Source organism: Streptomyces montanisoli (assembly GCF_017813245.1).
Classification (GTDB): Bacteria; Actinomycetota; Actinomycetes; order Streptomycetales; family Streptomycetaceae; genus Streptomyces; species Streptomyces montanisoli.
The window spans coordinates 1-8,255 of sequence record NZ_JAGIQL010000226.1 but is presented as its reverse complement, the minus strand read 5'-3'; the positions used below and the strand labels follow the sequence as shown (position 1 = coordinate 8,255).

The 8,255-nt window shown below is 72.5% G+C and carries 7 protein-coding genes; 5 read left to right on the top strand and 2 right to left on the bottom strand.

Annotation, left to right across the window (positions count from 1 at the left end):
- From JFN87_RS30445 to JFN87_RS30435, 3 genes are all read left to right on the top strand, one after another.
- Positions 1-2,388, top strand: a 2,388-nt coding sequence (locus JFN87_RS30445) for a ComEC/Rec2 family competence protein (protein WP_209345322.1), incomplete at its 5' end; no start/stop codon positions are given.
- Positions 2,389-2,548: 160 nt separating this feature from the next.
- Positions 2,549-3,448, top strand: coding sequence for a YceI family protein (locus JFN87_RS30440; protein WP_209345321.1), 900 nt, complete (start codon positions 2,549-2,551; stop codon positions 3,446-3,448).
- A 46-nt stretch (positions 3,449-3,494) separates the two neighbouring features.
- Positions 3,495-3,740 carry a hypothetical protein gene (locus JFN87_RS30435; protein WP_209345319.1) on the top strand — a complete coding sequence of 82 codons (246 nt, stop codon included), beginning with the start codon at positions 3,495-3,497 and terminating at the stop codon, positions 3,738-3,740.
- Here JFN87_RS30435 and JFN87_RS30430 read toward each other — a convergent pair.
- The gene (locus JFN87_RS30430) at positions 3,737-4,303 is read right to left on the bottom strand and encodes a helix-turn-helix transcriptional regulator (protein ID WP_209345317.1); all 567 of its coding nucleotides are present in this window, start codon (positions 4,301-4,303) and stop codon (positions 3,737-3,739) included. The genes JFN87_RS30435 and JFN87_RS30430 overlap by 4 nt on opposite strands.
- A gap of 137 nt (positions 4,304-4,440) precedes the next feature.
- On the opposite strand from JFN87_RS30430, the gene holA reads away from it, so the two are divergent.
- Positions 4,441-5,436 (top strand): DNA polymerase III subunit delta, encoded by a 996-nt coding sequence (holA, locus tag JFN87_RS30425; protein ID WP_209345315.1) that lies wholly within the window; start codon positions 4,441-4,443, stop codon positions 5,434-5,436.
- A gap of 225 nt (positions 5,437-5,661) precedes the next feature.
- Here holA and rpsT read toward each other — a convergent pair whose 3' ends face one another.
- On the bottom strand, positions 5,662-5,928 hold the full coding sequence (rpsT, locus tag JFN87_RS30420; protein WP_209345313.1) for a 30S ribosomal protein S20: 267 nt from the start codon (positions 5,926-5,928) through the stop codon (positions 5,662-5,664).
- A gap of 269 nt (positions 5,929-6,197) precedes the next feature.
- On the opposite strand from rpsT, the gene lepA reads away from it, so the two are divergent.
- Complete coding sequence (gene lepA / locus JFN87_RS30415; protein WP_209345311.1) at positions 6,198-8,069, top strand: translation elongation factor 4; 1,872 nt, start codon at positions 6,198-6,200, stop codon at positions 8,067-8,069.
- Positions 8,070-8,255: the final 186 nt, after the last annotated feature.

The following is an 8,255-nucleotide window of genomic DNA, read 5'->3' as shown; positions in this document are numbered from 1 at the left end:
CTCGTGCCGCCCGCGCTCGCCGCCTGGGGAGCGGCTGCCCTCGCCATCGGCCTGCCCGCGCGCTGGACGGCCGCCGCCGTGGCCGGGTGCCTCGGGGCGGTGGCCGCGCTCTGGGTCTGGCGCTCCCGCGCCTGGTGCCCGGCGCTCGTGGCCATGCTCCTCTGCGCGGCAGCGGGCGCGGTGTCGGCGGGACTGCACGCGGCGGACGTGCACCGCGGACCGGTGCCCGCCCTCGCGGAGCGCTACGGGAGCGCCCCCGTCGAGATGACCGTCTCGTCCGACCCGCGGCCCGTGCGGCAGAAGGTCACAGGCGATCATCTGGCGGCCGCGTCGCTGATGTTCGACGCGCGCGTCGTCGAGGTGACCCCGCACCCCGGGCCCGCAGTCGAGGTGGCCACACCCGTCCTCGTCTTCGTGACGCCCGGCGACCACGGGGCGGCATGGCGGCGGCTGCTGCCGTCGACACGGCTGCGCCTCACCGCGCGTTTCGAGCCGCCCTTCCCGGACGATGCCACCCACGCGGCCATCCTCAGGCCGGCGCGTTCGGGGGCGCCACCGGCCGTGGCCGGGCGGCCGACCTGGGCTCAGCGCACCGCGGGCGGACTGCGGGCCGGGCTCAGGAAGGCCACGGAGCCGCTTCCGTCCGACGCGCGTGCGCTGCTGCCCGGACTGGTGGTCGGCGACACCTCACGGATCACGGCGGAACTCGACGCCGCGTTCGAAGCCACCGACCTCACTCACCTCACCGCCGTCTCGGGAAGCAACCTCAGCCTCGTGCTGTCGCTGCTCATCGGCCCGCCCGCGCTCGCGCTGCGGGCGGAAAGACGTGGCCTCGCCGCCCGGTTGGGCGTCCCCCTGCGGGTGACGGCGCTGCTCGGCGGGGCGGTGACGCTGGCGTTCGTCGTGGTCTGCCGTCCTGACCCGAGCGTGCTGCGGGCCGCCGCCTGCGGGCTGGTGACGCTGCTCGCCGTCGCCACCGGCCGGCGCAGGTCGCTGATCCCGGCGCTGGCCGCGGCCGTACTGGCGCTGGTGCTGTACGACCCGTGGCTGGCGCGCAGCTACGGCTTCGCACTGTCGGTGCTGGCCACCGGCGCGCTGCTGACGATCGGGCCGCGGTGGAGCGCCGCGCTCGTGCGACGCGGCGTGCCGGAGCGGCTCGCGGAAGTGCTCGCGGCGGCGGGCGCCGCACAGGCCGTGTGCGCGCCGGTGGTCGCGGTGTTCGCCGCGCGCGTCGGCCTGGTGGCGGTGCCGTGCAACCTCGTGGCCGAGCTGGCGGTGGCGCCCGCGACGGTGCTGGGGTTCGCGGCCCTGGCCGCCGCGCCGGTCGCGATGCCGCTCGCACAGGTACTGGCCCGGTGCGCGGGGTGGCCCGCAGGCTGGATCGCCGGGGTCGCACGAGCCGGGGCCTCGCTGCCCGGCGCGCAGCTGGCGTGGCCGGGCGGCTGGGCGGGCGGCGCGCTGCTCGCCGGGGTGGCGGTCGCGCTGCTGCTGGTGGCGCGCGGGCTCAGGCACCGGCCGTGGACGGCGGCGGTGTGCGCGATGCTGCTGCTCCTGGCGCTGCTGCGGCCTCCCGCGGTCACCCGGCTCGTGACGGGCTGGCCACCGCCCGGCTGGTCGTACGCGATGTGCGACGTGGGGCAGGGGGACGCGACGGTGCTCGCCGCGGGGCCGGGCAGCGCGGTCGTGGTCGACGCGGGCCCCGACGCCGCGCTCGTGGACGGCTGCCTGCGGCAGCTCGGGGTGAAGCGGATCCCGCTGCTGGTGCTCACCCACTTCCACGCCGACCATGTGACCGGGCTGCCAGGGGTGTTGCACGGGCGCTCGGTCGGCGAGATCGAGACGACGACGTTTCACGAGCCCGCGGGCGAGGCGGCGTTCGTCCGGCGCACGGCGGCCGCGGCCGGGGTGCCGGTCGCGCCCGTGGTCGCGGGGGAGCGGGGCGAGGTGGGGCCGCTGTCCTGGCGGGTGCTCTGGCCGCGAGCCGGCCCCGGACCCATGACGGGGGAGCCCAACGACTCGAGCGTCACCCTGCTGGTGACCGTCGATCACGGCCCCACGCTGCTGCTGCCCGGAGACCTGGAGCCGTTCGCGCAGCGGGCGCTGCTGAGGTCCTTCCCCGCGCTGCCGCGGGTGGACGTCCTGAAGGTCGCCCACCACGGCTCGGCCCATCAGGACGCCCGCCTGCTGCGCGCGTTGAGCCCGCGACTCGCGCTGATCTCGTGCGGCACGGGCAACCCGTACGGGCATCCGTCGCCGCGCACGGTGGGCGCGCTGCGGGCCTGGGGCGCGACCGTCCTGCGCACCGACAAGGACGGCGAGATCGCCGTCACGGGAAGCGGGAGGACGCTGCGGGCGGTGTCCCGGACGGCGGACCGGCCGACGGCATGAAGGACACGTCTGCCATCATCGGCCGGACGGGAAACCGAACGGCGGGATTCCGTTCCTGCCGCCGGGTTTGCCCGGTACAGCACAACAGTGATCGAATGCCTATTCGTTCAGGAGCCGTGGGCGGGCTCCTGACCAGCCAAGAGCCCAGGGGTATCACGACATGATCAGCCGCTTGTTCGGCCGGCGGACGTCCGCGGACCAGAAGAACCCGTTCTCGGGACTCTCGGTGCCACCGGGAGCCGGGCTGCTGACCTGCCGTGTGCTCAGCCCCGTGCGGGAGCCCGTCATGCAGGCCGAGTTCACGGTCACCGACGCCGAGGGCCGCAAGGTCGTCAGCGGCGAGACCGACCCGTTCGGCGGCGTGACGGCCATGGTGCCCGTGGGCGAGTACCGGCTCGCCATCAGCGCCGACAGCTACAGCCCCTACCGGGCGAGCGCGTCGATCACGCAGGACGTCCAGCTCGCGTCGCTCGGGGACATCACGCTGCAGGACGCGCCGCCGCAGCCGCAGCCCACCCCCGGCGACTGGGAGATCGAACCGGCGCACTCGCGCGTCGGCTTCGTCGCACGGCACATCGGACTCGCCCGCGTCTACGGCCGGTTCGACAACTTCGCCGGCGCGATACGCATCGGCGAGTCGATGGAGGACTCGGCGATGCACGTCGTCATCGACGCCGCGTCGATCGACACCAATGTGCGGATGCGCGACGACCACCTGCGCTCGGGCGACTTCCTCGATGTCGAGAACTACCCGACGATGGAGTTCTACAGCGACCGCTTCCAGCACCGCGGCGGCGACAACTGGCTCATCACCGGCGCCCTGACGCTGCACGGCGTCACCCGCACGGTCACCCTCGACGCCGTGTACGGCGGTGTGCGCGTCGGCATGGAGAACGAGACGCGCGCGGCCGTGCGCGCCACCGCGGAGCTGCACCGCGAGGACTACACCATCAACTGGCAGACCATGCTGGCCCGCGGCATCGCCGCCGTCGGTTCGAGCATCAAGGTCGAGCTGGAGATCCAGATCGTGCCCAAGGGCACCGAGCTGCAGTTCAAGTAGGAGGTGGGCCGGGCAGCCCGGCGGACGGGAGCGCGGGGCGCGGCACATGGACGACGAGACACACCTGCTGGTGCTGCCCGACCGCGAGTCGGCGCGGGAAGCGGCCGAGCAGCTCGCGGACCGCTTCGGCACCACCGAGGAACCGCAGGTCGTACGGGACGCCCTGGCCGGCGAGGACGACGCCGAGGACGCGCAGTGGCTGGTCGTCGTGGTCGATCCCGCACGCCGCATCGACCGGGCCGAACTGGAGGCGTACGCCGCGGCCTGGGACGGCTGGGTCGAGGCTCCTTAGCCGAGCGGCGTCGCGTGGCCTCTGCGGGCGTCGCGGTCGAAGATGCCCATGATCTCGCACGGTCCGCCGTCGGCGCCGATCGCGTGCGGCATCATCGTGGGGAACTCCGCGGCCTGGTTGGTCTCGACGCGGATCCGGCGGTGGCCGAGCATGAGGACGGCCGTGCCCGACAGGACGACCAGCCATTCGCGGCCGGGATGGGCGCGCATGCGGGCAGGGCTGTCCGGCGGCGGTTCGGTCATCCGCCGGCGCACCACGCTGATGCCGGGGTCGCCCTTGACGGCCCACCGCATCTGACCGTGGGCGCCGTCGATCATCGGGCTCATGACGACATCGTCGGTGGGGTTCTCCACGAGCTGGTCGAGGGACGTGTCCAGGGCGCGGGCGAGGGTGACGAGCTGATCCAGCGCGAGGCGGCGCCGGCCGTTCTCGATGCGGCTCAGCGAGGACTGGCTCAGGTTGGCGCGCCCTGCCAGTTCTTCCAGGGACCAGCCCTGGGCGACCCGCAGGGCCCGGATCCGTGCGCGTACGAGACTGTCCAGCTCCCCATCCTCTTGCGTCATGAGCAACACCGTATGCCTTTTCCGCAGGCCATGTGGGCCGGTGCCGTGGTGAGGGGCGCGCTGCTCGTCCTCGTCGTTCTCCGCGGCCCGGCCGCCCCGGCGGACCGTTGTCGGTGGGGCGTGCCATGCTGACAGCGATGGCCACCAAGAACGCACGCGACGACGATCCGCTCGCCCCCCTCACCCTCGCCGTGGGCCAGGAGGACCTGCTGCTCGACCGCGCCGTGCAGCAGGTCGTCGCCGCGGCGCGCGCGGCCGATCCGGAGACGGACGTCCGCGATCTGACGTCCGAGCAGCTCCAGCCGGGCACGCTCGCCGAGTTGACCAGCCCGTCGCTGTTCGCCGAGCGCAAGGTCATCGTCGTCCGCGGCGCGCAGGACCTGTCGACCGAGACGGTCAAGGACCTCAAGGCCTACTTCGGCGCGCCCGTCGAGGAGATCACGCTCGTGCTGCTGCACGTGGGCGGCGCCAAGGGCAAGGCCGTGCTCGACGCGGCCCGCAAGGCCGGGGCGCGCGAGGTGGCCTGCCCGAAGACGACGAAGGCGGCGGAGCGGCTCGGCTTCGTACGGTCCGAGTTCCGCGCCCTCGGCCGCTCGGCCACGCCCGAGGCGTGCCAGGCGCTGGTCGACGCCATCGGCAGCGATCTGCGGGAGCTCGCGAGCGCCGCGTCCCAGCTCGTGGCCGACGTCGAGGGCACGATCGACGAGGCGGTCGTCGGCCGCTACTACACGGGCCGCGCGGAGGCATCGAGCTTCACGGTCGCGGACCGCGCGGTCGAGGGCAGGGCGGCGGAGGCGCTGGAGGCGCTGCGCTGGTCCCTGTCGACGGGCGTGGCCCCCGTGCTCATCACCAGCGCGCTCGCGCAGGGCGTGCGCGCCATCGGGAAGCTCTCGTCCGCACGCGGCGGCCGCCCGGCGGACCTGGCGCGCGAGCTCGGCATGCCGCCGTGGAAGATCGACCGGGTGCGTCAGCAGATGCGCGGCTGGACGCCGGACGGTGTCGCCACCGCGCTCCAGGCGGTGGCCGAGGCGGACGCCGGCGTCAAGGGCGGCGGCGACGACCCGGAGTACGCGCTGGAGAAGGCGGTCGTGACGATCGCACGGGCCGCCCGCCCGGGCCGTCCGGGCCGCTGAGCCGCGTCGCGAGATCCCGGCACTCGCAGCTTGTGCGGGCACGCGTGAGGCCCCCCGGCCTGGGTCGGCCGGGGGGCCTCACGCGTACATCCGGTGGATCCGCACCCGCGTGGCGAACGCAGTTCGGTGCGCGGATCCGGGGTGCCGGGCAGGGGCGGGAGAGAGGGGCCCGCCGGGTCCCGCCGGCGTCGATCAGACGATCGGGTCAAGCACGAGCGAGAGCGGTCAGCCCTGGATGCCGTTCACCGTCGACGCCAGCGCCGACTTCTTGTTGGCGGCGGCGTTCTTGTGGATGACACCCTTCGACGCGGCCTTGTCGAGCTCGCGGGCGGCGACGCGGGCGGCGGCGGTGGCCTTCTCCACGTCACCGGCGGCCGCGGCCTCGCGGGTCCTGCGGATCGCCGTCTTCAGGGAGGACTTGACGGCCTTGTTGCGCAGGCGCGCCTTCTCGTTCGTCTTGTTCCGCTTGATCTGGGACTTGATGTTCGCCACGAAAGAGCCTTTGCAGGTTCGGATGATCTTCTGGGTGAGCGTCGCGCGCACGAGGCACGAGACACAGCTGTTCAGGCTAGCAGCCCCGATATGACCGGCCCAAATCGGTCGCGGGGCGGCTGCCGTGGGACGATGGTGTTTCTGCGTATCGATCCGATCCGATGTCGACCCGAGACAAGGCGACACGCCCCAAGGACAGCATCCGCGGACAGTGTCCGCACCAGGATCAGTACCCGTAAGGCGAAGCCCCTCAAGAATCAGGACCCTGCGTGCCCGCGACCCCTGTCAACGTGCCCGAGCCCAGCCGTACGGACCCGGCGCTGATCCGTAACTTCTGCATCATCGCGCACATCGATCACGGCAAGTCCACGCTCGCCGACCGGATGCTCCAGCTCACCGGCGTCGTCGACCAGAGGCAGATGCGCGCCCAGTACCTCGACCGCATGGACATCGAGCGCGAGCGCGGCATCACCATCAAGTCCCAGGCCGTACGGCTGCCCTGGGCGCCCACCGCGGGCGAGGGGCAGGGCACGGCCCACATCCTCAACATGATCGACACTCCAGGGCACGTCGACTTCACCTACGAGGTCTCCCGTTCGCTCGCCGCGTGCGAGGGCACGATCCTGCTGGTCGACGCCGCGCAGGGCATCGAGGCGCAGACCCTCGCCAACCTCTACCTGGCGATGGAGAACGACCTCACGATCATCCCGGTGCTCAACAAGATCGACCTGCCCGCCGCGCAGCCCGAGAAGTTCTCCGAGGAGCTCGCGAACCTGATCGGCTGCTCGCCCGAAGACGTGCTGAAGGTCTCGGCCAAGACCGGCCTCGGCGTGGACCTGCTGCTCGACAAGGTCGTCGCGGACGTCCCGGCGCCGGTCGGCGTCGCCGACGCCCCGGCCCGCGCGATGATCTTCGACTCCGTCTACGACTCGTACCGCGGCGTTGTCACGTACGTCCGTGTGGTCGACGGACAGCTCAACAAGCGCGAACGCATCAGGATGATGTCGACGGGCGCGACGCACGAGCTGCTGGAGATCGGCACCAACTCGCCGGAGATGCGGGCGGCCGACGGGCTCGGCGTCGGCGAGGTCGGCTACCTGATCACCGGCGTGAAGGACGTACGGCAGTCCAAGGTCGGCGACACCATCACCTCGCAGTCCAAGGGCGCGACCGAGCCGCTCGGCGGCTACAAGGACCCGCGGCCCATGGTCTTCTCCGGGCTCTACCCGCTGGACGGCTCCGACTACCCGGAGCTGCGCGACGCCCTGGAGAAGCTCCAGCTCAACGACGCGGCGCTGGTCTACGAGCCGGAGACGTCGGCGGCGCTCGGCTTCGGCTTCCGCGTGGGCTTCCTCGGCCTGCTGCACCTCGACGTGATCAGGGAGCGCCTGGAGCGCGAATTCGGCCTCGACCTGATCGCGACCGCGCCGAACGTGGTCTACCGGGTGGTGATGGAGGACGGCAAGGAGCACACCGTCACCAACCCGAGCGAGTTCCCCGAGGGCAAGATCGACGAGGTGTTCGAGCCGGTCGTGCGGGCCACGATCCTCGCCCCGAGCGAGTTCATCGGCTCGATCATGGAGCTCTGCCAGGGCCGGCGCGGAACGCTGCTCGGCATGGACTACCTCTCCGAGGACCGGGTCGAGATCCGCTACACGCTGCCGCTCGCGGAGATCGTCTTCGACTTCTTCGACCAGCTGAAGTCCAAGACGCGCGGGTACGCGTCGCTCGACTACGAGCCCACGGGCGAGCAGTCGGCCCAGCTGGTGAAGGTCGACATCCTGCTGCACGGCGACAAGGTGGACGCCTTCTCCGCGATCACGCACCGCGACCAGGCGTACGCCTACGGCGTGCGGCTCGTCGCCAAGCTCCGCGAGCTGATCCCGCGTCAGGCGTTCGAGGTGCCGGTGCAGGCGGCGATCGGCTCCCGCGTCATCGCCCGCGAGACGATCCGCGCCATCCGCAAGGACGTGCTCGCGAAGTGCTACGGCGGTGACATCTCCCGCAAGCGGAAGCTGCTGGAGAAGCAGAAGGAGGGCAAGAAGCGGATGAAGATGGTCGGCAGCGTGGAGGTGCCGCAGGAGGCGTTCATCGCGGTGCTGTCCAGCGACGACTCCGCGCCGGGCAAGACAAAGAAGTAACCCGCGCGCGCCCGCCCGCCCCACCGGCCGCGCCCACACCACCCCGGGCCCCCGCGCCGCCCCCTGCACGCCGCTGCCGCCGGGCGCTCCGCGGGGGTCGGGGCGGGTCCCCCAGTTCGGGAGAGCACACGTCTGAGCTCCTGTCTCCCATGGAACGGGAATGGCGGGCACGGCACGGAGGGAGGG